Origin of the sequence: Billgrantia montanilacus (genome assembly GCF_003336675.1) — a bacterium.
GTDB classification, from domain to species: Bacteria; Pseudomonadota; Gammaproteobacteria; order Pseudomonadales; family Halomonadaceae; genus Halomonas; species Halomonas montanilacus.
Genome location: NZ_QPII01000003.1, coordinates 174,107 through 198,307, shown reverse-complemented (window position 1 = coordinate 198,307; position 24,201 = coordinate 174,107). Strand labels below are relative to the sequence as shown.

At 64.0% G+C, this 24,201-nt stretch carries 18 protein-coding genes and 1 tRNA gene; 16 read left to right on the top strand and 3 right to left on the bottom strand.

Features of this window, described 5'->3' with window-relative positions; translation table 11 throughout:
- Nucleotides 1-13 precede the first annotated feature (13 nt).
- The gene (gene trmL / locus DU505_RS06330) at nt 14-496 is read left to right on the top strand and encodes a tRNA (uridine(34)/cytosine(34)/5-carboxymethylaminomethyluridine(34)-2'-O)-methyltransferase TrmL (protein WP_114478275.1); all 483 of its coding nucleotides are present in this window, start codon (nt 14-16) and stop codon (nt 494-496) included.
- Between the two features lie 3 nt (nt 497-499).
- Nucleotides 500-2,566: a DNA helicase Rep gene (rep, locus tag DU505_RS06325; RefSeq protein WP_114478142.1), complete on the top strand. Its 2,067-nt coding sequence runs from the start codon at nt 500-502 to the stop codon at nt 2,564-2,566.
- 66 nt (nt 2,567-2,632) lie between these two features.
- Here rep and DU505_RS06320 read toward each other — a convergent pair whose 3' ends face one another.
- Nucleotides 2,633-3,550 carry a c-type cytochrome gene (locus tag DU505_RS06320; RefSeq protein WP_114478141.1) on the bottom strand — a complete coding sequence of 306 codons (918 nt, stop codon included), beginning with the start codon at nt 3,548-3,550 and terminating at the stop codon, nt 2,633-2,635.
- A gap of 290 nt (nt 3,551-3,840) precedes the next feature.
- On the opposite strand from DU505_RS06320, the gene lhgO reads away from it, so the two are divergent.
- The 7 genes from lhgO to DU505_RS06285 all read left to right on the top strand — a co-directional run bounded on the left by lhgO (nt 3,841) and on the right by DU505_RS06285 (nt 11,294).
- Nucleotides 3,841-5,040 (top strand): L-2-hydroxyglutarate oxidase, encoded by a 1,200-nt coding sequence (gene lhgO, locus DU505_RS06315; protein ID WP_114478274.1) that lies wholly within the window; start codon nt 3,841-3,843, stop codon nt 5,038-5,040.
- Nucleotides 5,041-5,113: 73 nt separating this feature from the next.
- Complete coding sequence (locus DU505_RS06310; protein ID WP_114478140.1) at nt 5,114-5,974, top strand: hypothetical protein; 861 nt, start codon at nt 5,114-5,116, stop codon at nt 5,972-5,974.
- Nucleotides 5,975-6,028: 54 nt separating this feature from the next.
- Entirely contained in the window at nt 6,029-7,165 is a 1,137-nt protein-coding gene (locus tag DU505_RS06305) for a hypothetical protein (protein WP_114478139.1), read from the top strand.
- A gap of 74 nt (nt 7,166-7,239) precedes the next feature.
- Nucleotides 7,240-7,316 (top strand) — tRNA-Arg (locus DU505_RS06300).
- 355 nt (nt 7,317-7,671) lie between these two features.
- Nucleotides 7,672-8,880 (top strand): M24 family metallopeptidase, encoded by a 1,209-nt coding sequence (locus DU505_RS06295; protein ID WP_114478138.1) that lies wholly within the window; start codon nt 7,672-7,674, stop codon nt 8,878-8,880.
- Between the two features lie 111 nt (nt 8,881-8,991).
- Nucleotides 8,992-10,539, top strand: coding sequence for a BCCT family transporter (locus DU505_RS06290; RefSeq protein ID WP_245947790.1), 1,548 nt, complete (start codon nt 8,992-8,994; stop codon nt 10,537-10,539).
- Nucleotides 10,536-11,294, top strand: coding sequence for a creatininase (locus tag DU505_RS06285; RefSeq protein ID WP_114478136.1), 759 nt, complete (start codon nt 10,536-10,538; stop codon nt 11,292-11,294). The genes DU505_RS06290 and DU505_RS06285 overlap by 4 nt, the downstream gene beginning before the upstream one ends.
- Nucleotides 11,295-11,337: 43 nt before the next feature.
- Here DU505_RS06285 and DU505_RS06280 read toward each other — a convergent pair whose 3' ends face one another.
- A complete protein-coding gene (locus DU505_RS06280; RefSeq protein WP_114478135.1) occupies nt 11,338-12,201 on the bottom strand; it encodes a LysR family transcriptional regulator in 864 nt (287 codons plus the stop codon).
- A gap of 272 nt (nt 12,202-12,473) precedes the next feature.
- On the opposite strand from DU505_RS06280, the gene DU505_RS06275 reads away from it, so the two are divergent.
- The 7 genes from DU505_RS06275 (at nt 12,474) to purU (ending at nt 21,492) form a co-directional block, all read left to right on the top strand.
- A complete protein-coding gene (locus DU505_RS06275) occupies nt 12,474-13,568 on the top strand; it encodes a GlxA family transcriptional regulator (RefSeq protein ID WP_245947789.1) in 1,095 nt (364 codons plus the stop codon).
- A gap of 288 nt (nt 13,569-13,856) precedes the next feature.
- Nucleotides 13,857-15,158: a serine hydroxymethyltransferase gene (gene glyA / locus DU505_RS06270; RefSeq protein ID WP_114478134.1), complete on the top strand. Its 1,302-nt coding sequence runs from the start codon at nt 13,857-13,859 to the stop codon at nt 15,156-15,158.
- 49 nt (nt 15,159-15,207) lie between these two features.
- On the top strand, nt 15,208-16,458 hold the full coding sequence (locus DU505_RS06265) for a sarcosine oxidase subunit beta family protein (protein ID WP_114478133.1): 1,251 nt from the start codon (nt 15,208-15,210) through the stop codon (nt 16,456-16,458).
- A 12-nt stretch (nt 16,459-16,470) separates the two neighbouring features.
- Nucleotides 16,471-16,803 (top strand): sarcosine oxidase subunit delta, encoded by a 333-nt coding sequence (locus DU505_RS06260; RefSeq protein WP_114478132.1) that lies wholly within the window; start codon nt 16,471-16,473, stop codon nt 16,801-16,803.
- Nucleotides 16,800-19,850 carry a sarcosine oxidase subunit alpha family protein gene (locus DU505_RS06255; RefSeq protein ID WP_114478131.1) on the top strand — a complete coding sequence of 1,017 codons (3,051 nt, stop codon included), beginning with the start codon at nt 16,800-16,802 and terminating at the stop codon, nt 19,848-19,850. The genes DU505_RS06260 and DU505_RS06255 overlap by 4 nt, the downstream gene beginning before the upstream one ends.
- Nucleotides 19,843-20,478: a sarcosine oxidase subunit gamma gene (locus DU505_RS06250; protein WP_114478130.1), complete on the top strand. Its 636-nt coding sequence runs from the start codon at nt 19,843-19,845 to the stop codon at nt 20,476-20,478. Before DU505_RS06255 ends, DU505_RS06250 begins: the two co-directional genes overlap by 8 nt.
- 147 nt (nt 20,479-20,625) lie before the next feature.
- On the top strand, nt 20,626-21,492 hold the full coding sequence (gene purU / locus DU505_RS06245; RefSeq protein WP_114478129.1) for a formyltetrahydrofolate deformylase: 867 nt from the start codon (nt 20,626-20,628) through the stop codon (nt 21,490-21,492).
- A gap of 128 nt (nt 21,493-21,620) precedes the next feature.
- Here the strand turns inward: purU and DU505_RS06240 are convergent, their stop codons facing one another.
- Nucleotides 21,621-24,161, bottom strand: coding sequence for a heavy metal translocating P-type ATPase (locus DU505_RS06240; RefSeq protein ID WP_245947788.1), 2,541 nt, complete (start codon nt 24,159-24,161; stop codon nt 21,621-21,623).
- Between the last annotated feature and the right edge of the window lie 40 nt (nt 24,162-24,201).

The following is a 24,201-nucleotide window of genomic DNA, read 5'->3' as shown; positions in this document are numbered from 1 at the left end:
CTGGCAGGTCGCCATGCTCGATGTCGTGCTGTACGAACCGGAAATACCGCCCAACACCGGCAACCTGATTCGGCTGTGTGCCAATACCGGCTTTCGCTTGCACCTGATCGAGCCGCTGGGCTTCGTGCTTGACGACAAGCGCCTGCGGCGCGCAGGGCTCGACTACCATGAGTGGGCCGCGGTCACGGTCCATCGCGATTGGCCGGCCTTCCTCGACACGGTGGCACCCTCGCGGGTGTTCGCCGTTTCGACCCGGGGCCGCACCGGCTATCATGAGCCGGTCTACCGCGAGGGCGATGCACTGCTCTTCGGTCCCGAGACCCGAGGCTTGCCACAGGCAATGCTCGATGCCTTGCCCGAGTCCCAGCGCCTGCGTATCCCAATGCTGCCCGACAGCCGCAGCCTCAATCTTTCCAACGCCTGTGCGGTGATCGTCTTCGAGGCCTGGCGTCAGCTGGGCTATCGGGGGGCGCTCGATACCGCCGGCAAGGAGTGAATCATGTCGATCAAGCAGCGCCTGGCCAAGCTCAACCCTCGCCAGCAGGAAGCGGTGCGCTATATCGACGGCCCCTGCCTGGTGCTGGCCGGCGCCGGTTCCGGCAAGACCAGTGTGATCACCACCAAGATCGCCTACCTGGTCCAGGAGTGCGGAATGAGCGCGCGCCGCATCGCCGCGGTGACCTTCACCAACAAGGCCGCTCGGGAGATGAAGGAGCGCGTGGGGCAGATGCTCAAGGGCAAGGAGGGCCATGGCCTGACGGTCTCGACCTTCCACACCCTGGGGCTCAATATCATCCGCGGTGAGCTCAAGGCACTGGGCTACAAGCCGGGCTTCTCGCTGTTCGACCCCGAGGACGCCAAGGCGCTGCTGCGCGACCTGATGAACAAGGACGCACAGGTCGACGCCGATCAGATCAACCAGGTCCAGCATCAGATTTCCGAGTGGAAGAACGACCTGATCCTGCCCGGGCAGGCGCTTTCACATGCCGCCGACGAGAACGAGCAGTATGCCGCCAGGGTCTACGAAGCCTATGTGCGCCACCTCAAGGCCTATAACGCCGTGGACTTCGACGACCTGATCCTGCTGCCGGTGGTGCTGCTGCGCGATAATCCAGAGGTGCTGGCACGCTGGCGGCGCAAGATCCACTACATGCTGGTGGACGAGTACCAGGACACCAATGTCTCGCAGTACCTGCTGGTCAAGCTGCTGATGGAGGAGCGCAAGACCTTCACCGTGGTGGGCGACGACGATCAGTCGATCTACGCCTGGCGTGGCGCCCGGCCGGAGAACCTGGTGACCCTGGGCGAGGACTTTCCGCGTCTCAATGTCATCAAGCTGGAGCAGAACTACCGCTCCACCGGCACCATACTGCGCGCAGCCAACACCCTGATTGCCAACAATCCCCACGTCTACGAGAAGACCCTGTGGTCGGAGATGGGCGACGGGGCGGCGATTCGCGTGGTGGTCAATCGCCATGAAGAGGCCGAGTCCGAGCGGGTGGCCAGCGAGATCCTCACCCGGCGCATCAAGGAGCGGGCGGAGTGGCGCGACTTCGCGGTGCTCTATCGAGGCAACTTCCAGGCGCGGCTGCTCGAGCTCAAGCTGCAGCACTACCAGATTCCCTACAAGCTTTCCGGCGGCACCTCCTTCTTCTCGCGCAACGAGATCAAGGACACCATGGCTTACCTGCGGCTGCTGATCAATCCGGCCGACGACAACGCCTTCCTGCGTATCGTCAACGTGCCGCGCCGGGAGATCGGCCCCGGCACCCTGGAGAAGCTGGCCAACTATGCCACCGAGCGCGGTGCCTCGCTGTTCGCCGCCTGCCACGAGCTGGGCCTGGAGCAGCAGCTGCCGGCCCGTGCGGTGGAGCGACTGGGGCGCTTCACCCACTTCATCGACGGGGTCCGGCGTCGGATGGACGGCGGAGACGCCATTGCCGCCATCCGCGGCATGCTGCACGAGATGGACTACGCGGCGTGGCTCTACCAGAACGCCAGCGCGCCGACCATCGCCGAGAAGCGCATGGGCAATGTCTGGATTCTCATCGACCAGCTCGAGAAGTCGATGCGAACGGATCCTGAAGACATCAGCCCCGATGAGAGCACCGCCAGCGAGGAAACCGAGACGGATACGGTGGAAGCCGCCATCTCCCGGCTGGTGCTGCGCGATATCCTCGAGCAGCAGGCCGAGGAGGACGACACGGATCGGGTACAGCTGCTGACCATGCACGCCTCCAAGGGACTGGAGTTTCCTCACGTTTATCTGATGGGGCTCGAGGAGGAGCTGCTGCCTCACCGCAACGCCATCGAGGCGGGCACCGTGGAGGAGGAGCGACGCCTGGCCTATGTGGGTATCACCCGGGCGCGGCGTACCCTGACCCTGACCCTGGCGCGCCAGCGCAAGGCCTTCGGCGAGCTGATGGACTGCGCCCCCAGCCGGTTTCTCGATGAACTGCCGCCAGAGGATCTCGACTGGGAAGGCCAGCCCGACCGGGAGGATCCCGAGAAGAAGCAGGCGCGGGGCAAGGACGCCATTGCGGGGCTGCGCTCTTTATTGGGCTGAAGGCTCTTGCCACCAACGCAAACGGGGCGCCAATGGCGCCCCGTTTGTATTAACGCAACAATCGAATCAGCGAGTCGGCTCGACCAGGTAGTCGGTGGCGGCCCGGACCTCGTCATCGGACAGGTTGACGTGACCGCCCTTGGCCGGCATGGCGCCGATGCCATTGATGGCGTGGTCATAGAGAGTGTCCATGCCCTGCTCCATGCGATCGCCCCAGGCACCTTCGTCGCCACGAACCGGTGCACCGGCGGCACCGGTCATGTGACACGCCATGCAGGCCTGGTTGTAGATGGCTTCGCCATCGATACCGGCGTGGGCCGGCTCGTCGCCAGTGGCCTCTTCTTCGGCAGCGGCTTCCTCAATGGCTTCTTCTTCGACCGGAGCGTCTTCGACAGCTACGGCAGCAGCCTCGGCCTCTTCTTCCAGCGGGCCCTCTTCGGTCACGGCTTCGTCTTCAGCGGCCGCGTCCTCCGCCGACGCCTCATCAGTCGGCGCTTCCTCGGTAGCGGGCTCCTCAGCAGCGGTTTCTTCGCCACCCACTTCCGGCACGTCCATCACCGGCTCGAGCAAGTGAGCCGTGGCAGCGGCGACTTCCTCGTCGGAGAGGTTCGGGTTGCCACCGCGGGCAGGCATGGCATTGAAGCCGTTGATGGAGTGGTCCAGCAGGGTATCCCAACCCTTGTCGATGCGCTCGGCCCAGCCGTCCTCGTCGCTGCGTACCGGCGCACCGGCAGCACCGGTCTCGTGACAGGCTGCGCAGACATTGCCATAAATGGTTTCGCCATCGAGACCGTTTGCAGCTGTGTCGCCTTCCGCTTCGCGGGCGGCAGCGGTACCGCAATCCTCATCCTGCAGGCAGAGGTTGCCGGCCGGTTTCAGGCGTTCGGCAATGGCATCCCGGTCCACTTCGGCGTAGACGGACGAGGCGCCTGCGGTCAGGCCCAGGGTGGCCAGACACCCCATGATCAACTTGCTGGATTTCACTCTCACCACCTCCCGACGGTCCTGTAATCGTTATCAGCTCGTGGCGGCGTCGGCACACGAAGCCGCAGACACCATGAAACGCACAATGCAGCGTAGTATACCGATAACCCAAACCGCTGGAAAACGCCGTTGCCCATGTCTTTGGCATGAGAGGGGGGCCACGATCCTGTTGCGGCCGTCGCAGGGAGGCACCCGGGCGCTTCCTGGCAGAGTTCTATGGCAGCTGCGGCCTGCGACAGGGTATCGTTGGGAACCTATCCTGATATGACTCGATGACGACAGGGGCGCGCGTGCACGACTTCATTATCATTGGCGGCGGCATCCTCGGGCTTTCCACTGCCATGCAGCTGATCGAACGCTTTCCTGAGAAGAAGATCGCACTGCTGGAGAAGGAGGATGGGCCTGCCCACCACCAGACCGGCCATAACAGCGGCGTGATCCACGCGGGCGTCTATTACGCCCCCGGCAGCCTCAAGGCGCGCTTCTGCCTGGAGGGCAACCGCGCCACTCGCGAATTCTGCGAGCGTCACGCCATCGACTACGAGATCTGTGGCAAGGTGCTGGTGGCGACCAATGGCCAGGAGATGCAGCGCATGGAAGCGCTGTGGGAGCGCACCGCGGCCAATGGGCTGGAGCGGGAGTGGCTCTCGGCCGAGGCACTCAAGGAGCGCGAGCCCAACATCACCGGCATCGGCGGGATATTCGTGCCCTCCAGCGGCATCGTCAACTACGCCCGGGTCGCCGAGGCGATGGCGGCCGAATTCGAGCGCCACGGCGGTCAGATCCGCTATGGCCATGCCGTGACCGGGCTTGCCGAGCGTACTGGCGAAGTGATCGTCACCACCTCTCAAGGGGAATTCAACAGCCGCTACCTGGTGAGCTGCTCGGGATTGATGGCCGACCGGGTCGTACGCCTGCTGGGGCGCAACCCGGGCTTCACCATCTGCCCGTTTCGCGGCGAGTACTATCGGCTGCCCGACCGGCACAGCGGTATCGTCAACCATCTCATCTATCCCATCCCCGACCCCTCCATGCCGTTCCTGGGTGTTCACCTCACCCGGATGATCGATGGTTCAGTGACGTTGGGGCCCAATGCGGTGCTGGCACTGAAGCGGGAAGGCTACCGCAAGGGCGATATCTCGCTGCCCGACATGGCGCGCATGTTCACCAATCCTGGGGTGCTCAGGGTGCTGGGCCGCAACCTGAAGCCGGGCCTGGTGGAGATGAAGAACTCCCTGTTCAAGAAGGGCTATCTCGCGGAAGTGCGCAAGTACTGCCCCAGCCTGACCCTGGACGACCTCGAGCCCTGGCCCGCGGGCGTGCGTGCCCAGGCCGTCTCGCGTGATGGCCGGTTGATCGACGACTTTCTGTTCGTGAACACCCGCCGTACGGTGAATGTCTGCAACGCCCCTTCGCCGGCGGCCACCTCTGCCATTCCTATCGGCCGCCATATCCTCGGAAAGGTCAGCGAGATGGTGGAGGCCACCTGAGGGTTGCGTCGGTCCTGCCGTTGCCGAGCGCGATATCGCAGGCTTGGCAACAGCACGACACGGGGGTAGCTACATGACCAGGCTCGCAAATGCAGGATGGTGGCTCCTGCTTCGTCGTGATGGCCACCTGGCCCTGGTCGTGCTCCTGCTGCTGCTCTGGACGCTGGCCGGGTCCGGTCTCTCTGACCTGCTGTTGCTTCCGGCCTGGGTCATCATGGCCCAACTGATCTTTGCCGGCGGCCTGGAGGCCGCACGGCTGCGGCGCCGCGCCTGGCTGGGTCAGTACCTCCAGGCCGCCTCACCCTGGCAGCGCTGGCTGCGTGGCGGACTGGTGATGGTCGCCTGGCATCAGTTGCTGGGCATCCTGCTGGCACTGCTGATCTTGGTGAAACTACGCCTGCTCTCGCCGGTCTACTGGCCATTGCTGCTGGTTGGTGTCGTTGGCCTGGTCCTGTTGCGCCGCGTCATGCGTCGGCGTCTGGCGCGCCACGTCGTCGCCGAGTATGTGCCGGGGGTGACGCGACGCCTGCTCGCATGGCCACTCGGTGTCCTCCTGGCGGTGTCGCTGGTGGTGTTGGCGCTGTGGCTGCCACAGCCCTACCTGGTGGGGCTAGGCTGGGAGGAGGCGCTGATGCGCCATGTTCCCGGCGATGGCCACGATTCCCTGCTGGGGTTCTTCGAGCGGTTGGCCAGGGCGCTCGAGGTCACCCAGTACTGGGCGATGCAGAACGCCGCCGAGCGAGGCGAGCTCAACGAGAGCCTGGTGCTGGTGGGCTGGCTCCTGCTGTTGCTGGTGCAGAGCGCCTTTGCCTGGGCCTACGTGCGTCTATTGTTGGGTGCGGAAGCCCTGCGCGGTGCGATCCTGGAGGCGCTGGGCAAGCCGGTGGACAGAGAGCTAATGGACAGGGAGCCGATGGGCAGGGCTGATGAATAGGCTCGATGGATAGGGACGATGGATAGGGCCGGTGAAAAGAGGAGTGGGGCACGAATGACGACATCAGGAGGGCGAGGTGGGTTCGGGGGCGCGCATGGCTGGCTGCCATGGGGCGTCTCCCTGTTGCTCGTCGTACTGCTGATGGTGGCATTGACCCAGGGGTACCAAGCCCTGCAGAAACGGAGTGACGCCCCACTGTTCCAGGTCGTGGTCAGCGGTGAAACGCTGATCCTGGATACCGAGACCCATGCCGCCTTCGGTCGTGAACTTGCCGAGCTCACCCAGGGAGCGGAAGCCCGTCTGCAGCAGGAGATGCACCCCTGGATCGACGAGCGGGTCGATGCCAGCTTTGCCCCTCTCGAAGCGGCCGTGCCGGCTTATCTCGACTGGTACTTCTCGCCGCGGGGCAGCTATCACCGGTTGGGCGTTGCCATTGTCGGCGATCTGGATGAATGGCTCGAAGCGCAGCTCTCCGAGCGACTCATCGAGGAGAGCGGCTTCGCATCGGCGTTGGCTGAGCTGAAGGCGGATTTCCCGGCCCAACTGGCGCTGACCCACCAGGCCCTGGCGCTGGATATCGGCCGGACGCTGCATGCCCGCTTCGCCGACCGCCAGGCAGCGGGAGCCTCGGCCAGCGCCGATGCGATCCACACCATCGATCTCGACCTGTCGCTGAGCCAGGCCTTCCAGGGGCAGTGGGATACGGCCCGCTGGGGCACGGCCGGGGCTGGTGCGGTGGTGGGCTTCGTCACCAGTCGCGTCCTTGTCCAGCGGCTCGCCTCCGGTGCCGCCGCGAGGGGCGCGCGAGTGGTGGCCGGCAGGATCGTGGCGCGGTTGGGCGTTCATGGCGCCCGCTCCCTGGCCACCGGCGGCACCGCGGCTGCCGCCACCGCACCCACCGGTCCGGGTGCGCTGCTGGCCGGCGCGGCGACGACGGCGGTGGCACTGGCCGGCTTCGCCGGTACGGAGTACGCCCTGCTCAAGGCCGAAGAGGGGCTGTATCGCGCCGACATGGCGGCGGAGCTCGAAGCCGAGGTGGCCCGGGCCCGGGCCGAGGTGAAGGGGATGCTCGAGAGTGGCACGGCGGGCAGCGCTGTCGTTCTCGCGCAGCAGCTGGAAGGGGCAACGCGCCGTGCCGAGGAGTCCGGCGGGGTAAGTGAGCGGTACCGTATCTTCGGGGGCGACGGATAACAACGGCTGCGGGACGACCAGGCTGGACAGTCCGTGCGCTGACGGTTACGATGTTGCCGCTTCATAGCAAGCAAGCGCCCATAGCTCAGCTGGATAGAGTACTGCCCTCCGAAGGCAGGGGTCGAAGGTTCGAATCCTTCTGGGCGCGCCACGAATTCAAGGGCCCACGACGCTTGTCGTGGGCCCTTTCTGTTATCTAGTACCTTACCTTCTGCTACCTCCCTTCTAACACCGCCTCGACACGGCCCCGGTAACGGAGCCTCTTCCCTGATGGAATACCCTCCTCAGGTGGCACTTCGGCGACCGTAAATGCCAACAGTTCCCCTCCAACCCTATGAAATACCTGGGCATTGCCGTGGCCAATGGACCGATTTGCACTAGTCATTGGTGCTGCCTCCTTCCGCTGGCCATATTCGTCCGTACAGCAGAACCGTACGCAATGAAGCATTTCAGGTTGGGTCAAAACCCCGCGGCGCAAGTCGCTTGAGGATGAAGGAGATAACAAGATGCAACTTCCATCGATGATCGAGATTCCCAATGGGGAAAAGGTTGTTCCCACTTTCTCGGACGCCGAGATGCAAGGAAGGCTGGCACGCCTCAGGAAGACCATGGCAGCCAATGATATTGACGCCGTGGTGATGACGTCATATCACAACATCAACTACTTCAGCGATTTCGTCTATTGCAAGTTTGGGCGTGATTATGGCCTTGTCGTCACTCAAGACCGATTCACGACCGTGACAGCCAATATCGACGGCGGTCAGCCTTGGCGGCGCAATCGCCTGGGCGACAATATCGTCTATACCGACTGGCAGAAGGACAACTTCTTCAAGGTGGTCAAGCAGCTCTGCGAAGGTCGCCGCCGGGTTGGCGTCGAGTTCGATCACCTGACGCTGCAGAACCAGCAGAAGCTGTTGACGGCCCTGGGTGACGTGGAGCTGGTGGATATCGGCGTGCCGAGCATGCAGATGCGCATGATCAAATCCTCCGAGGAGATCGCGCTGATTCGCCAGGGTGCGCGGATTGCCGACGTGGGCGGGGTGGCCGTGCGCGATGCCATTGCGGCCGGGGTGCCGGAATACGAGGTCGCCCTGGCGGGCCAGCGTGCCATGGTGCGCGAGATCGCCAAGACCTATCCCAACAGCGAGCTGATGGATACCTGGGTCTGGTTCCAGTCGGGTATCAATACCGACGGCGCCCACAACCCGGTGACCAGCCGTCGCGTCCAACCCGGCGATATCCTGAGCCTGAATACCTTCCCGATGATCTCTGGCTACTACACTGCCTTGGAGAGGACCCTGTTCTGCGAGCACGCCTCCGACGAGCACCTGCGGCTGTGGGAGGCGAACTGCGAAGTCCACCGGCGTGGCCAGGAGCTGATCAAGCCCGGGGTGCGCTGCTGCGATATCGCACACGAGCTTAACGATATCTTCGCCAGGCATGACCTGCTCAAGTACCGCACTTTCGGCTACGGGCACTCCTTCGGTACCTTGAGCCACTACTACGGTCGCGAGGCTGGCCTGGAGCTGCGCGAAGACATCGAGACGGTGCTCGAACCCAACATGGTGGTCTCCATGGAGCCGATGATCACGATTCCGGAAGGCAACCCAGGTGCCGGTGGCTATCGAGAGCACGACATCCTTGTGGTCAACGAGCACGGTGCCGAAAACATCACCGGGTTCCCGTACGGCCCAGAGCACAACATCGTCACGTAGCATAGAAGGGGGCATGGCCCCCTTTTTGCGTACAAGAACAATATCATAGGAGTGTTCGGTATGGTCCTTCACTCAGGCCCCTTCAGGGGGGTTAATCCACTGGTTACTCTGGTGTCTGTCGCCCTCATAGCGGCTTTCATCGCGCTCGCCATCCTCTTCCCTCAAACGACCACCGAGCTGATCGACAGGGGAAGAACCTATGTGACCTTCTACTTCAACTGGTGGTATGTAGGATTGGCAGCAAGTTTTCTTATCTTTCTCGTCGGCCTGGCGTTAAGCAAGTATGGAAGCTTGAAGCTTGGCAACGATGAAGATAAGCCGGAGTTCGGCTACTTCACCTGGTTTGCCATGCTCTATGCTGCCGGGCAGGGCATTGGTATCATCTTCTGGTCCATTGCCGAGCCGATCATGCATCTCTCCCACGGCACACCCTTTTCCTCGGCAGTAGGAGATGGAGAAGCCGCTGACGTTGCAATGCGCCTGGCCTATTTCCACTGGGGACTTAATGCGTGGGCCATCTACTGTATCGTTGCTCTGAGCCTGGCGCTGATGGCCTATCGCTACGGGAAACCACTCAGCATTCGCTACACGCTCTATCCAATCCTGGGAGAGAGGGTCAATGGGTGGATTGGTAACCTCATCGATATCATTGCAGTCTTTGCCACCCTCTTTGGTATTGCTACCTCCCTGGGGCTTGGTGTCCAGCAAATCAATGCTGGTCTCAATTATCTGTGGGGTGTGCCTGTCAGCAGCTTGGTGCAGGTCGCGCTGATTGGTGTGATCACCGTGCTGGCTCTGATCTCCGTGCTTACCGGTTTGAAGCGGGGCATCAAGTATCTCTCCCAGGCCAATATGTGGCTCACCTTTCTGCTGCTTGCCTTCTTCTTCATCTTCGGTCCGACTCGCTACATTATCGGTGGTTTCCTGGATTCCATGGGTGACTACCTGAGAACGGTGATTCCCTTGAGCTTCTATACCGGCAGCAACGCCACGGCTGCCAATGGGGTCGATTCCTGGCAGGACTCCTGGCAGGGCTGGTGGACCGTTTTCTACTGGGGATGGTGGATGTCCTGGGCCCCGTTTGTCGGCGTCTTCGTGGCTCGCGTCTCCAAGGGTAGGACTATCCGCGAATTCATCTTTGGTGTGGTAGGTGTCTCTTCACTGCTCTCCTTCGTATGGCTGTCCGCCTATGGCGGCACGGCACTCTTCGAGGAACTGTTCGGCAGTGGGGGAATTTCCGATGCGGTCTCCAATGATGTATCCCTTGCACTTTATGCAACGTTCTCGGCGATGGATTTGGGTATTGTAGGTGTGTTGGCAGGATTCTTCGGCACTATATTGGTGGCGACTTACTTCATCACCTCGTCTGACTCGGGCACCCTGGTTATTACCACCATACTGAGCGAAGGGGATCCGCATCCGCTGTCACGGCACCGTATCTTCTGGGGCGTCATGGAGGGAGGCATCGCCGCCGTGCTGCTGCTGGTAGGCGGTACTTGGGCACTGTCGACCCTGCAGACGGCAGCCATCCTCTCGGCGCTTCCCTTCTCGGTGATCATGGTACTGATGGCGTTCTCGATCCTGCGTGCCGTACAGCAAGATAGCTTCTTCCGTGAGCAATACTCACTAAAGTCCATTCCGGAGGGGAAAAGCCGATGAATAGCATCAAGGTGGCCGAGCTGGACTGGATGTCCTATCGAGACAGGGTGGCGGATGGCGCCTGCAGGATATTGCTGCCCGTCGGTGCGATCGAACAGCACGGGCCGCATATGTCATTGAATCCCGATGTCCTGATTCCTGAGCATATTGCCTGCCGGGTGGCCGAGCGTAGTGGCAACATGTTGGTCGCCCCGCCGATTGCCTATGGCTACAAGTCGCAGGTCAAGTCGGGGGGAGGCAACTTCTTTCCTGGAACCACCTGCGTAAGCGGGCGCTCCTTGGAAGAGTACGCGTATGACGTGATCCTCGCCTTCATGGAGCACGGCAACCGTGAGTTCATCGTGCTCAATGGTCACTACGAGAATTCGATGTTCCTGGTGGAGGCGGCCGACCGTGCCGTGAAGCATGCCAAGCTAGCCGGCATCGAGATCAAGGTCGTACTGCTTTCCTACTGGGATTTCATCAGCGAAGCCACCATCGAGAAGGTATTTCCTGACGGCTTCTCGGGTTGGGCAGTCGAGCATGGCGGTGTGCTGGAGACGTCGATCATGCTGAAGATACGCCCCGACCTGGTGGACATGTCGAAGGTAGTCGATATGTCACCGGCAGCGTTCCCGCCTTACGATGTCTTTCCGCCTGATCCGAATTGGGTGCCGAGCTCGGGTACGCTGTCGTCCCCGGTGAAGTCAACGGCCGAGAAGGGCGAGCGGATACTCGATGAGTGCATAGAGAAGATTTCTCGAACCTTCGGTTAAGCCACCGGCATTGTCAGCCCGCTTTGGGTTGGCAATGCTGCCCTCATAGGTTACCCAGTCCCGAGCGAAGGAAGTCGAGTACGTGTCGCGAGGCAATGTTGAGTTCACGCTCCTTGTAGTGCAGGCCGATGCAGACACTTTCGAGTTCCGGCAGGTCCTTGGCACTGCTGGCATGTTTCAAGTTTTCGGGAATGACCGATTTGGCCATCGCGGTGATACCCAGCCCTTCCTCGACGGCAGAGAAGATCCCCAGCAGGCTGGTGCTCGTATACATGAACCGGAAGGGGTGTTGCTTTCCCTGCAGGGCTTCCTCCATGATGGATCGATACACACAGCCTTGCGGATAAGCGACCAAGGGGATGGGCTCATCATCCCCATCGATGAGGCGACTGTCCTTGTAAACCCAATCCAAGCTCTCTAGCCGGTAATCACGGGCATCTCTATCCTCATTTTCCTTGGCGCGCTCCATGGCCAGTGCAATGTCGTAGTGGCCCTTCTGGTATCGCTGAAGGATCACCTTGCTGATTTCACAGTCTACCTCCACGATGATATTCGGGTAGACGCGCGAGAGACTCCTCAGTGCCTTGGGAAGAAAGGCCAACTCGAAGTCGTTGGGTATGCCAAGCCTCACCTTGCCGGAAACATTGTCTCCTCTTACCTTGGCAATGATCTGATCGTTGATCTCCAGGATATTACGTGCGGACTCATAGAGGTATTCACCATCCTCGGTCAGTTCGAGACTCGATCCGCGCAGAAATATCTTGGTATTCAGGATCTCTTCCAGCTTCTTTATCTGGAGGCTGATCGCCGGCTGGGAGCGACCGAGTAGCTCGCCGGCGCTGGTGAAGCCTCCCAGGTCCTTTATCGTGACGAAGGTCCTCAGCAGGTCTGTAGGTATATTCGTCATTGTCTTACCCTTTTCATGTCTGATGTGTCCGATTCGGTGTCAGAAGGGTACGGGGTGTTTTTTCTTCGCACGCTTCTGGACGCGCCGGGCCATCGAGCTGGGCAACACCACCATTCCCGAGTATACCGCACAGAGCCACGCCAGCGGCGCCACGGGCGGGTACCGCCCGGTGGGCGTTGCGAGTCCCCAGGCGTGGGAGGGGGCAGCATGCGGGAGGCTCCCTTTGAGCGCATACTGGTTGCCCGCCGTGGTGAATGCGTTAGAGTCGTGAAATGAACGAGATCAAAGGCACTACCCGTGCTGCAGACCGAGCCCATAAGAGCGCCTCCTTGATCGATATGGCAACAGGGGCGTCGCTCTCCGTCGGTTTCGTCTTGCTGCACCGCTTCACCCTGTTCCCCTTTGCGGCCTTTGTCGACTGCCTGCGCCTGGCGGCCGACGAGGGCGATCGCAGCCGCCAGCTGCGCTGTCACTGGACCTTCATGACCAGCGCCGGCCAGGAGGCCGTTTCCAGCTGCGGTGCCGCGGTCTCACCCTGCCGGACGTTCCAGGATCCCGATGAATTCGACTACATCGTGGTGATCGGCGGCGTTCAGGACCAGCAGGACCGGGTCGACACCACCGCGCTGGCCTACCTGCGCCAGTCGGCGGCTGCCCAGGTGCCGCTGGTCGGGCTGTGCACCGGGGTCTTCGCGCTTATCCAGGCGGGGCTGATGAAGGAGCGGCGCTGCTGTGTCAGCTGGTATCACCATCACGACATGGTTCAGCGCTTTCCCACCATCGAGCCGGTGGCCGACCGGCTTTTTATCGATGATGGTGATCGCATCACCTGTGCGGGGGGGGCGGCGGGGGCGGATCTGGCCGCCTACCTGGTCGAGCGGCACCTGGGGAAAGCGTGGGCCATGAAGAGCCTGCATATCATGCAGCTCGATGAAGGGCGCACCGGGGTTCATCCGCAGCCGCAGCCGGTGGTGTTCGGCAAGGTCGAGGATCGCCTGGTGCGTCGCTCCATCGCCCTGCTCGAGCAGCATCTGGGTGAGGCCATTTCCATGGAGGTGCTCGCCGAACGCGTCGGTACGTCGCGTCGAAACCTGGAGCGTCGCTTCCGTGAGGTGCTGGGCGTCGGCCCCCAGAAGTTCGCCCGCGACCTGCGTCTGCGCTATGGGCTCTGGCTGCTGCACTACACCGGCAAGAGCATCACCGAGATCGGCGAGCGCTGCGGTTTTGCCGATACACCGCACTTTTCCCGTCACTTCCGCAGCGCCTTCGGTATGACACCATCGGAGATGCGCAAGCGTGCCAGCGAGCCGGGCGGCGATAAGGTCGACCCCTTTTTCCTGCATGTCGAGGGCCGCCCGGCGCTCTAGGCCGCCTTGCCCCTTCGCCCGGCTCCCGCGGCATCAAGCCAATTTTCCCAAGCGACGCCCAGCCCGACGATCCGGCTCTGCCCGCGTTGTGGACCAGTGCGCACGTTCAGGGAGTCTGTCGCATTTATTCAATCTTTCTCTCTCCCGCAGGCCTTTAATCGCAGCATGAGCCGAATACCCTGCGCGCCGATTATCTGCGCATAAGGATTTCAAATTTTTCATGCAGGCAGGTTGCCGATAGATTCGAAGACACATCCTGCTCAGTACCGATAACAACAGGAGTCAGTCATGAACCAGGTTGGTCTCACCACCTTCGATTCCCAGATTGCTGCAGCCATCGCCGAGGAAGTGGCCCGTCAGGAGGCCCATATCGAGCTGATCGCATCGGAGAACTACACCAGCCGCGCGGTGATGGAAGCCCAGGGCTCCCAGCTCACCAACAAGTATGCCGAGGGCTACCCGGGCAAGCGCTACTACGGTGGCTGCGAGTTCGTCGACAAGGTCGAGGCGCTGGCCATCGAGCGCGCCTGCGACCTCTTCGGCGCCGACTATGCCAACGTCCAGCCCCACTCCGGGGCCCAGGCCAATGCCGCCGTCTTCATGGCGCTGGTCTCCCCGGGTGACACCGTGCTGGGCATGAGCCTGGCCCACGGCGGCCACCTGACCCACGGCGCCGCACCGAACTTCTCCGGCAAGCACTACAATGCCGTGCAGTACGGCCTCAATGCGGAAACCGGCGAAATCGACTACGAAGAAGTCGAGCGCCTGGCGCGCAGCCACAAGCCGAAGATGATCATCGCCGGTTTCTCCGCTTACTCCCGGGTGGTGGACTGGCGTCGTTTCCGCGCCATCGCCGATGAGGTGGGCGCCTGGCTGATGGTGGACATGGCCCACGTCGCCGGCCTGGTCGCCGCCGGCCTCTACCCGAGCCCGCTGCCCCATGCCCACGTGGTGACTACCACCACCCACAAGACGCTGCGCGGCCCGCGCGGTGGCCTGATCCTCTCCGCCCATGGCGATGCGGATCTCTACAAGAAGCTCAACGGTGCGGTCTTCCCGGGCCAGCAGGGCGGCCCGCTGATGCATGTGATCGCAGCCAAGGCGGTGGCGTTCAAGGAGGCCATGAACCAGGACTTCGTACGCTACCAGCAGCGGGTGATCGACAACGCCCGGGCCATGGCAGGAGTCTTCATCGATCGCGGCTATGACGTGGTCTCCGGCGGCACCGACGACCATCTGTTCCTGGTCTCGCTGATTCGTCAGGGTGTGACCGGCAAGGACGCGGACGCCGCCCTGGGCCGCGCCCATATCACGGTCAACAAGAACTCGGTGCCCAACGATCCCCAGAGCCCCTTCGTCACCTCCGGCCTGCGTCTCGGCACCCCGGCGGCCACCGCCCGCGGCTTCAATGCCCAGGAGTGTGGCGAACTGGCCGGCTGGATCTGCGACATCCTCGACGTGCTGGCCGAGCGCGGCAACACCGACGCCGTGGAAGCCGAGGTGCGTGAAAAGGTCGCCGAGCTCTGCGAACGGCACCCGGTCTACGGTGCCGCCGCCCCGGCAACGGCGCAAGACACCGCCACCGCCTGAACCCGTTTGGTCCGGTCCCGCCCAGCGGGACCGGTCGAGGAGAGAGAGTATGCAACGCTATTCAGGATTCGGGCTGGCCAAGCACGCCCTTAGCCACCACGAGAACTGGGAGCGCCAGTGGCGCAATCCCACGCCGAAGAAGCAGTACGACGTGATCATCGTCGGCGGCGGCGGCCACGGCCTGGCCACCGCCTACTACCTGGCCAAGGAGTTCGGCGTCAAGAACGTGGCGGTGATCGAGAAGGGCTGGCTGGGGGGCGGTAACACGGCGCGTAATACCACCATCGTGCGTTCGAACTACCTGTGGGACGAGGCGGCGGCCCTCTACGAGCATGCCATGAAGCTGTGGGAAGGGCTCTCCCAGGACCTGAACTACAACGTGATGTTCTCCCAGCGGGGCGTACTCAACCTGGGCCACACCCTGCAGGACATGCGCGATATCCAGCGCCGGGTCAATGCCAACCGTCTGAACGGTATCGACGGCGAGGTGCTGGACGCCAAGGGCGTGCAGGAGCTGGTGCCGATCATGGACTGCTCTTCGCGCGCCCGCTATCCGGTGATGGGCGCCTCCTGGCAGCCGCGCGCCGGCGTGGCCCGCCACGACGCCGTGGCCTGGGGCTATGCCCGGGGTGCCGATGCACACGGGGTGGATATCCTCCAGCAGACCGAGGTCACCGGCTTCAAGATCCGCGACGGCCAGGTCTATGGGGTGCACACCAACCGCGGCGACATCGAGGCCAAGACCGTGGGCTGCGTGGCCGCCGGTAACTCCAGTGTGCTGGCCAAGATGGCCGGTTTCAATCTGCCGCTGGAGTCGCATCCGCTGCAGGCCCTGGTCTCCGAGCCCCTTAAGCCCATCCTCGATACCGTGGTGATGTCCAACCATGTGCACGGCTATATCAGCCAGTCCGACAAGGGCGACCTGGTGATCGGCGCCGGTATCGATGGCTACAACGGCTATGGCCAGCGCGGCAGCTACCCCACCGTGGAGCATACCCTGCAGGCCATCGTCGAGATGTTCCCGATCTTCTCCCGGGTTCGCATGAACCGCCAGTGGGGCGGCATCGTCGACACCTGCCCGGATGCCTGTCCGATCCTCTCCAAGACCCCGGTGAAGGGCCTGTTCTTCAACTGTGGCTGGGGCACCGGTGGCTTCAAGGCCACGCCGGGCTCGGGTCACGTGTTCGCCGCCAGCCTGGCCAAGGGCGAGATGCACCCCATCGCCGAGCCCTTCTCCATGTTCCGTTTCCATAGCGGGGCCCTGATCGACGAGCACGGCGCCGCCGGCGTGGCCCACTAAGGAGAATTCGCCATGTTCTATATCTATTGCCCCTACTGCGGCGAACACCGTGAGGAAGAGGAGTTTCACCCCAAGGGCCAGGCGCATATCGAGCGACCCAAGGAGCCCGAGGCGTGCAGCGACGAGGAGTGGGGCGACTACCTCTTCTTCCGTGACAACCCCCGGGGCGTGCATCACGAGCTGTGGGTGCACGCGGTGGGTTGCCGCAAGTTCTTCAACGTCACGCGTCACACCGTGACCTACGAGATCCTCGAGACCTACAAGATGGGCGAGCAGCCGTCGATCACCGCCGACAGCCAGAATCAGGTCGCCGCGGCAAGCCGTCAAGAAGGAGTGCGCGCATGAGCCAGTCCAACAAGCAAGAGCACCGCCTGGCCAAGGGCGGTCGTATCGATCGCTCCCGCACCCTGAGCTTCACCTTCAATGGCCAGAGCTACCAGGGACATCCGGGGGATACCCTGGCCTCGGCGCTGCTGGCCAACGGCGTGGATATCGTCAACCGCAGCTTCAAGTACTCCCGGCCTAGGGGCATCGTCGCCGCCGGCGCCGAGGAGCCCAATGCGGTGGTCCAGCTGGGCAGCACCGAGGCGGGCCAGGTGCCCAACGTGCGTGCCACCCAGCAGGCGCTGTTCGCCGGCCTCACCGCCCGCGGCACCAACGGCTGGCCCAATGTGCAGCGCGACATGATGGGCCTGGTCGGCAAGCTGGGTGGCAAGTTCATGCCCCCGGGCTTCTACTACAAGACCTTCATGGCCCCGGCCTCGATGTGGATGACCTACGAGAAGTACATCCGCAAGAGCGCCGGCCTGGGGCGCAGCCCTATGGAAGCCGATCCGGACACCTACGACCACCTGCACCAGCACTGCGATGTGCTGGTGGTGGGCGCTGGTCCTGCCGGCCTGGCCGCGGCCCTGGCCGCCGCGCGCAGCGGTGCCCGGGTGATCGTCGCCGACGAGCAGGAAGAGATGGGCGGCTCGCTGCTGGATAGCCGCGAGACCCTGGACGACAAGCCGGCGGACCAGTGGGCGGCCCAGGTGCTCGAGGAACTGGCCGGGTGCGAGAACGTCACCCTGCTGGCGCGCACCACCGCCAACGGCTACCACGACCACCACTTCGTCACCCTGCACGAGCGGCGCACCGAGCACCTCGGCGAGACCGCGCCCCTGGCCAACGGCCGCCGTCAGGTGCGCTCGCGCATGCACCGGGTGCGTGCCGGCCAGGTGATCCTGGCCACCGGTGCCCACGAGCGTCCGCTGGTCTACGCCGGCAACGATGTGCCGGGCAACCTGCTGGCCGGCGCCGTTTCCACCTATATCCGCCGCTACGGTGTGGCGCCGGGCAACAAGCTGGTCCTCTCCACCAGCAACGACTACGGCTATCGTGCCGCCCTCGACTGGAAGGAGGCGGGTCGCGAGGTGGTGGCCATCGTCGACGTCCGTCAGGCCCCCGCCGGCGAATGGGTGGAAGCCGCCCGCGCCCAGGGCATCAAGATCATCACCGGTAGCGCCGTGATCGAGGCCAAGGGCGGGAGCCGCGTCAGCGCAGCGCGGGTCGCCAGGATCGATATCGACGCCTTCAAGGTTACCGGCCAGGCCGAGACGCTGACCTGCGACACCATCGCCAGCTCCGGCGGCTACAGCCCGGTGATCCACCTGGCCTCCCACACCGGCGCCCGGCCCACCTGGCGCGACGATCTCCTCGGCTTCGTGCCGAGCCTGGTGAAGGGTGTGCAGGCCTGCGGCGGTGCCAACGGCACCTATGCCCTGGGCGAGGTGCTCGCCGACGGCGTGGAGGCCGGCATCAAGGCCGCCGCCGCTACCGGCCATGCCGCCCCGGCGGTCAGCCTGCCCCAGGCCAAGCAACTCGAGCAGGGCCCTGCGGCGGCGCTCTTCCAGGTGCCCCACGAGAAGCCGACCCTGCGTGCGCCCAAGCAGTTCGTCGACCTGCAGAACGACGTCACCGCAGCGGGCATCGAGCTGGCCACCCGCGAGGGCTTCGAGTCCATCGAGCACGTCAAGCGCTACACCGCCATGGGCTTCGGCACCGACCAGGGCAAGCTGGGCAATATCAACGGCATGGCCATCGCCGCCCGCTGCCTGAACAAGTCGATCCCCGAGGTGGGCACCACGGTGTTCCGCCCCAACTATACCCCGGTGACCTTCGGCGCCATCGTCGGCCGTCACTGCCGCGATCTATTCGATCCCGAGCGCTACACCGCCCTGCACCAGTGGCATGTGGAAAACGGCGCCGAGTTCGAGGACGTGGGCCAGTGGAAGCGTCCCTGGTACTACCCGCAGCGCGTCAACGGCAAGGTCGAGACCATGCACGAGGCGGTGGCTCGGGAGTGCAGCGCGGTGCGCGAGAAGATCGGCATTCTCGACGCCTCGACCCTGGGCAAGATCGACATCCAGGGCCCCGACGCCCGGGAATTCCTGGCGCGGATCTACACCAACAAGTGGGAGAAGCTGGCGGTCGGCAAGTGCCGCTACGGCCTGATGTGCAAGGACGACGGCATGGTCACCGACGACGGCGTGACCAGCTGCCTGGCCGAAAACCACTTCCTGATGACCACCACCACCGGCGGCGCCGCGGCGATCCTCGAGTGGCTGGAGCTGTGGCACCAGACCGAGTGGCCGGAGCTGGACGTCTACTTCAGCTCGGTGACCGACCACTGGGCCACCATGACCATCACCGGCCCCGAGGCGCGCAAGCTGCTGGCCGAGATCACCGATATCGATCTCGACAAGGAGAGCTTCAAGTTCATGGACTGGCGTTCCGGCAAGGTGGCGGACGTGCCGGCGCGGGTCTATCGCATCTCCTTCACCGGCGAGCTGACCTACGAGATCAACGTCCAGGCCAACTACGCCATGCAGGTGTGGCAGACCCTCTTCAAGCACGGCGAGAAGTACGGCCTGACCCCCTACGGCACCGAGACCATGCACGTCCTGCGTGCCGAGAAGGGCTTCATCATCGTCGGCCAGGAAACCGATGGCTCGGTGACCCCGGAAGACCTGGGCATGCAGTGGTGCGTGGGCTACGACAAGCCCTTCTCGTGGATCGGCAAGCGGGCCCTGACCCGTTCCGACACCAAGCGCGAGAACCGCAAGCAGCTGGTGGGCCTCAAGCCCAAGGACCCCAAGGTGGTGCTTGAGGAGGGTGCGCAGATCGTCTTCGATCCCAAGCACGCCATCCCCATGCCGATGGCCGGGCACGTGACCTCCAGCTACTACAGCCCGACCCTGGACTCCGGCTTCGCCCTGGCGGTGGTCAAGGGTGGCCACAACAAGCTGGGCGAGACCGTCTACCTGCCCATGGCGGACGGCCAGACCCATGAGGCCGAAATCGTCAGCCCGATCTTCTACGACCCCAAGGGAGAGCGCCAGCATGTCTAACGCGGCCACCTTCGATACCCGTACCGATAGCGCCATCCCGGTGGAGCCGCCGCTGGCCTACAGCTACCGCCGCAGCGGTGCACCGGCGGCCGGCCCCGAGAGCCGCGTCATCCTGCGCGAGCGCGCCCTGCTGGGTCACCTGGTCCTGCGCGGCGGCGCCATCGTCCTCGATGAGGCGGTGCGCGAGGTGCTGGGCCTCAACCTGCCCGGCGAGCCCCAGGGGCTGGTCCAGGACGAGCGCGGCGAGCGCTCGATCCAGTGGCTCTCCCCGGACGAGTGGCTGGTGATCGTCCCCGGCGGCGAGGAGTTCGAGCTGGAGACCCGGCTGCGCGAGCGCCTGGGGGACGCCCACTACGCCATCAGCGACGTCAGCGGCGGCCAGACCCTGCTGGAGCTTTCCGGCGAGGCGGCCCGTGAGCTGCTGATGAAGACGGTGATCTATGACGTCCATCCCAGCCACTTCCCGGTGGGCAGGGGCGTGACCACGGTCTTCGCCAAGGCCACCACCATCCTCCGCCGCCCCTCCGAGGAGCGCTGGGAACTGGTGGTGCGCCGCAGCTTTGCCGACTATTGCTATCGCTGGCTGCTTGACGCCGGCGAGGAGTACGCCATCGGCGTGGTACGCTGAAACCAGGCTTGCTCCACGTCGGCGAAACTTGCCCTTGTGGGAGCGCGGGGCTCCAGCGTTCCGCGCGATAAGCCGGGGACCTACCCCTCCCCGGCACCATCCGGGGGCCCATTGTGGCCCCCTGTTTTTTCGAGTGAGGCGCCAATTATGAGCCAAGCATCTTCCACCTGGATCCTGGCCGCCCAGTGCCCCAGCCGACTGGGCACCGTGGACGTGGTCACCCGCTTCCTCAAGGAGAACCGCTGCTATATCACCGAGCAGCAATCCTTCGATGACCGGCTCAGCGAACGGTTCTTTATTCGCACCGAGTTCCGTCCCCTGGACGACGACTTCTCCGCCGAGACCTTCCAGGCCGCCTTCGCCGAGCGCGCCGACGAGTTCGCCATGGCGTTCGAGCTGACCCCGCCGGGGCGGCGCGTGCCGGTGGTGATCATGGTCTCCAAGGCCGACCACTGCCTTAACGACCTGCTTTACCGCTACCGCACCGGGCAGTTGCCCATCGAGATTCGCGCCATCGTCTCCAACCACCCGGACCTGGCGCCCCTGGCGGAGTGGCACGATATTCCCTATCACCACTTCCCCATCACCCCCGAGACCAAGGCCGAGCAGGAGGCCCAGGTGTGGGAGGTGATCGAATCCAGCGGCGTCGAACTGGTGATCCTGGCGCGCTACATGCAGGTGCTCTCCAGCGACCTGTGCACCAAGCTCAGCGGCCGGGCGATCAATATCCACCACTCCCTGCTGCCCGGCTTCAAGGGCGCTAAGCCCTACCACCAGGCCTATGACAAGGGGGTGAAGCTGGTCGGTGCCACCGCCCACTACATCAACGACGACCTGGATGAGGGGCCGATCATCACTCAGGGCGTAGAGCCGGTCGGCCATGCCGATTATCCGGAAGACCTGGTGGCCAAGGGGCGTGACATCGAGTGCCTGACCCTCGCTCGTGCGGTAGCCCTGCACGTGGAGCGGCGCGTCTTCCTCCACGCCCGCCGCACCGTGGTCTTCGACCGGTAGCAGCCTGAAGGCGCCCCCGGTCAGCCAAGGCCACCGACGCAGAGGCATTTGGGGTGCACGCATCGGCCCCATGCGCCCCTGCCACGCCGGGGGCGCGTGGGCATTCAGGCAGCCTGCGGTACCGGCTGCTACGGTGCTGTGGCCTCCTCCGCTTCGATCACTATGGGTGGCCGGAAGCCCTTGAGCCGCAGGGCATTGGTGAGTACGCAGATGCTCGAGGCGGCCATGGCCACGGCGGCGAAGACCGGAGAGAGCAGGATGCCGAAGGCGGGAAACAGCACGCCGGCGGCCACCGGGATCAGCAGCGTGTTGTAGGCGAAGGCCCAGAACAGGTTCTGCTTGATATTGCGGATGGTGGCCCGGGACAGTGCGATGGCATTGGGCACGTTGCGCAGGTCGCCTGACATCAGCACCACCTCGGCGGATTCCATGGCGATGTCGGTGCCGGTGCCGATGGCGATCCCCACGTCGGCCTGTGCCAGGGCCGGTGCGTCATTGATGCCGTCGCCGACGAAGGCCACCACGCCCCCTTCGGCCTGCAGGCGCTTCACCGCATCCACCTTGCCGTCGGGTAGCACTTCGGCCACCACCTTGTCGATGCCGAGACGGCGGGCGATGGCCTCGGCGGTGCGTCGGTTGTCGCCGGTGATCATGGCCACCTGCAGGCCTTCGGCGTGCAGGGCGCGGATGGCCGCTGGCGTGGACTCCTTGATCGGATCGGCAACGGCGATGATCGCTGCCAGGCGACCGTCGATGGCGGCATACAGCGGGCTCTTGCCCTCGTCGGCGAGACGATGCGCGGCCTTGGCGAAGACTTCCACGTCCAGACCCAGCTTGCGCATGTAGCGGTCGGCACCTACCTCTACACGGCGGTCGTTGACCAGTGCTGCGACGCCGTAGCCGGGATCGGCCTCGAAATGCTGAACGGTATCGGGCTCCATCCCGCGTGCCTTGGTCGCGTTGACGATGGCCTCGGCGATGGGATGTTCCGACTGGCGCTCCACGGAGGCCACCAGTTGCAGCACCTCGGCCTCGGTGAAATCACCGGCTACCACCAGGTCAGTGAGCTCTGGCCGGCCCTTGGTCAGGGTCCCGGTCTTGTCCAGGGCGATGACCGTGGCGTCACGCAGCGACTGCAGCGCTTCGCCCTTGCGGAACAGTACGCCCATTTTCGCGGCCTTGCCGGTGCCCACCATGATAGATGTGGGGGTGGCCAGGCCCATGGCGCAGGGGCAGGCAATGATCAGCACTGCCACGCCATTGACCAGGGCGAAGGTCAGCGCGGGGGCCGGGCCGAAGATCAACCATACGGCGATGGTTGCCAGGGCTGCGGCGATCACGGCCGGCACGAAGTAGTTGGTGACCTTGTCCACCAGGGCCTGGATGGGCAGCTTCGAGCCCTGGGCCTGTTCCACCATGCGCACGATCTGAGCCAGCAGGGTGTCGGCACCGACATTGGTGGCCCGGAAGGTGAAACTGCCCACCTTGTTGATGGTACCGCCCACTACCTCGGCACCGGCCTCCTTGCGCACGGGGACGGGCTCGCCGGTGACCATGGACTCATCGACGAAGGAGCTGCCGTCGGTGACCTGGCCATCCACCGGGATCTTCTCGCCGGGGCGTACCAGCACCATGTCGCCCTGGAGCACCTCGTCGATGCCGATCTCCATTTCCTGGCCGTCGCGGACCACGCGGGCCGTCTTGGCCTGAAGTTTCATCAGCGCCTTTATCGCCTCGCTGGTGCGCCCCTTGGCGATGGCTTCGAAATAGCGGCCGACGAGAATCAGCGTAACGATCACCGCCGAGGCCTCGAAGTAGACATTCACCGTGCCGGCCGGCAGCACCTGGGGCAGGAAGGTGGCCACCACCGAATAGCCCCAGGCGGCGGAAGTGCCTAGCATCACCAGGGAGTTCATGTCCGGGCCGCCGCGCATCAGCGCCGGCCAGCCCTTCTTGTAGAAGCGCAGGCCGGGGCCGAACTGCACGATTGAGGCCAGCACGAAGAAGAGATAGAAGAGGTTCTGCTGGCCCACGGTCATATCCAACCAGTGATGCATCATGGGGATGAAGTGTGAGCCCATGTCCAGCACGAAGATGGGTAGGGTGAACACAGCCGCGACTGTCACGGCACGTTTCAGCTCGCCGATCTCCTGGTCGCGTGCCTCGCGCTCGCGGTCGCTGCGATCCTGCGTGTCGCCTACTGCCTCGGCATCAAAACCCGCCTTCTCGATGGCCTTGATCAGAGCATCCGCGGTCACGGTATCGGCGACGACGTGCACGGTTGCCGTCGATGTGGCGAGGTTGACGTTGGCATCGAGGACGCCGGGCACGCCGGCGAGCTTGCGCTCCACGCGGCCGACGCAGGAGGCACAGCTCATGCCCTTGACGCTCAGCTCGAGGGTGTCGGTAATGGCGGGATAGCCGGCTGTTGCCACCGCTTGTACGACTCCGGCGATGTCTGCCTCGTCGGTGGCGAACGTCACCTGGGCCCGCTGGGTGGCCAGGTTGACGGAAACACCGTCGACGCCCGGTACGCCGAGAATGGCTTTCTCCACCCGGCCCACGCAGGAGGCACAGCTCATGCCTTCGATGCCCAGGGAGTAGGAGGCGCTGGTGCCAGGAGCCTTCTGGGTGGTCAGCCCTGCCGGGCTGACTTGGTTGCGTTGCATGATCTGGCTTCCTCTCATGTGGCCCAGTTGTTAGAGTGGC